The organism is Nocardia farcinica, assembly GCF_029867845.1.
Lineage (GTDB): Bacteria > Actinomycetota > Actinomycetes > Mycobacteriales > Mycobacteriaceae > Nocardia > Nocardia farcinica_A.
Genome location: NZ_JARWRU010000882.1, coordinates 1 through 2,509, shown reverse-complemented (window position 1 = coordinate 2,509; position 2,509 = coordinate 1). Strand labels below are relative to the sequence as shown.

The window sequence follows — 2,509 nt, the reverse complement described above, 5'->3', positions numbered from 1 at the left end:
GTGTTGGACTCGGTGTCGATCGCGCGGCTGGCGCTGGCGTTCTTGCCGGTGACCAGCGTTCGGATGTAGACGATGCGCTCGCCCTTCTTGCCGGAGATGCGCGCCCAGTCATCGGGATTCGTGGTGTTGGGCAGGTCCTCGTTCTCGGAGAACTCGTCCACGATCGAATCGTAGAGATGCTGGATGCGCAGGCCGGGGTTGCCGGTCTCGAGCACCGACTTGATCGCGTACTTCTTGGCGCGGTCGACGATGTTCTGGATCATCGCACCGGAGTTGAAGTCCTTGAAGTACAGGACTTCCTTGTCGCCGTTGGCGTAGGTGACCTCGAGGAAGCGGTTGTCCTCGCTCTCGGCGTACATCCGGTCGACGACCCGCTCGATCATCGCCCGCACGCAGGCCGACTTGTCTCCGTTGAACTCCGCCAGATCGTCCGCGTGCAGCGGCAGATCCTTGGTGAGGTACTTGGAGAAGATGTCCTGCGCCGATTCCGCGTCGGGACGCTCGATCTTGATCTTCACGTCCAGGCGGCCGGGCCGCAGGATGGCCGGGTCGATCATGTCCTCACGGTTGGACGCGCCGATCACGATGACGTTCTCGAGGCCCTCCACGCCGTCGATCTCCGACAGCAGCTGCGGCACCACGGTGGTCTCCACGTCGGAGGACACGCCCGAACCGCGGGTGCGGAAGATCGAGTCCATCTCGTCGAAGAACACGATCACCGGCGTGCCCTCGGAGGCCTTCTCACGCGCCCGCTGGAAGATGATCCTGATGTGGCGCTCGGTCTCGCCGACGAACTTGTTCAGCAGCTCGGGGCCCTTGATGTTCAGGAAGAACGACTTGGCTTCCTTGGCATCCTCGCCGCGGGCCTCGGCGATCTTCTTGGCCAGCGAGTTGGCGACCGCTTTGGCGATGAGCGTCTTGCCGCAGCCGGGCGGGCCGTAGAGCAGCACACCCTTCGGCGGGCGCAGCTCGTACTCGCGGAACAGATCCTTGTGCAGGAACGGCAGCTCGACCGCGTCGCGGATCTGCTCGATCTGCCTGCCGAGGCCGCCGATGTCGGTGTAGTCGACGTCGGGGACCTCTTCGAGGACCAGGTCCTCCACCTCGGCCTTGGGGATGCGCTCGAACGCGAAGCCGGACTTGGTGTCGACCAGCAGCGAGTCGCCGGGCCGCAGCTTGCGGATGGGCGAATCGGGATCCTCCATGTCGTCGGCCTCGGCCACCTTGGCCAGCGGACCCGCCAGCCAGACCACCCGCTCCTCGTCGGCGTGCCCGACGACCAGGGCCCGGCGGCCGTCGTCGAGGATCTCGCGCAGCGTGCCGATCTCACCGACGGCGTCGTAGTCGGTGGCCTCGACCACCGTCAGCGCCTCGTTCAGCCGGACGGTCTGACCGTAGGAGAGCTGGTCGGTGTCGATGTTCGGCGAGCAGGCCAGCCGCATCTTGCGCCCGGAGGTGAACACGTCGACGGTCTGGTCGTCGTGCACGCCGATCAGCACGCCGTAGCCACTCGGGGGCTGGCCGAGCCGATCGACCTCCTCCCGCAGCGCGACCAGCTGCTGACGCGCCTCTTTGAGGGTGTCCATCAGCTTGGCGTTGCGAATGGTCAGCGAATCGATACGCGCCTGCAGTTCCCGTGTCTCTTCCGGCGAGTCGGCCAGTTGCCTTCGGAGCGCAGCCACCTCGGCGCGTACCGCCTCGAGCTCTCTCCAGGCCGCCGAATCCGAATTCTCGATGGGGCTCATGTGCTGCTCCTCCCAGTCCCGGTCTTACAACGCTACCGGGCGCGACCCGATCTCGCCCTGCGACATTGTTTCTTCGTGATCACATCTACCTTGCGGTGAGCGGCGGACTCTCCATGTTAGCCTCCCCTAACCCAGGCGGGGACACATTCCCTCGCACCGAGCCGAAAGGTTGCTGACCATGCACCGTCCCACCCGATCGCTGCGCGCCGTCGTCGCCACCGCCGCCGCTGCCGTCGCCCTGACCGTCGGTCTCGTCGGCTGCTCGGACGAGGAGTCGGACGACACCGCCGCCGGTGTCACCACCAGCGCGGTGACCAGCGCCGCGGCGACCACCACCAGCGCGGCGGCCGAGGAGGGCCACTCGCACGAGGCCCCCGCTCCCGAGGAGCTGCAGGCCACCCTCGACCAGTTCGCCGACCCGGCCAAGCCCCCGGCGGAGAAGACCGGCCTGATCGTCGACGGCGACAAGCGCGTGTCCAATATCGAGGCCATGAACGCCGCGCTCGGCGGCTACGGCGCGCTGACCTTCACCGTCAGCGACGTCACCCTCGAGGGCGAGACCGCCACCGCCCAGGTCGTGATCACCTCTCCGCACGGCGCCGCCCCCGCCATGCCGCTGACCTGGCAGCACGAGGGCGACAGCTGGAAGATCTCCGACGCCAGCGCCTGCACCCTGCTCGGGTTCGCCCAGGCGCCCTGCGTCGCCTGACCCCAGGAGCGCGCGGCCCGGCGCGCCGGGGTCGGCCCCCGGGTCAGCCCTTGGA

The 2,509-nt window shown here is 67.6% G+C and carries 2 protein-coding genes; one reads left to right on the top strand and one right to left on the bottom strand.

The window, feature by feature from the left end; all coding sequences use genetic code 11:
- Window positions 1-1,745 (bottom strand): proteasome ATPase (gene arc / locus QH283_RS19285; protein ID WP_280504387.1); only part of this gene is annotated, 1,745 nt, incomplete at its 3' end.
- Window positions 1,746-1,923: 178 nt separating this feature from the next.
- On the opposite strand from arc, the gene QH283_RS19280 reads away from it, so the two are divergent.
- Window positions 1,924-2,454 carry a hypothetical protein gene (locus QH283_RS19280; RefSeq protein ID WP_280504386.1) on the top strand — a complete coding sequence of 177 codons (531 nt, stop codon included), beginning with the start codon at window positions 1,924-1,926 and terminating at the stop codon, window positions 2,452-2,454.
- Window positions 2,455-2,509: the final 55 nt, after the last annotated feature.

Excerpts from the sequence above, each read along its gene's own strand:
- QH283_RS19280 (WP_280504386.1), top strand. The coding sequence starts at position 1,924 with ATGCACCGTCCCACCCGATCGCTGCGCGCCGTCGTCGCCACCGCCGCC.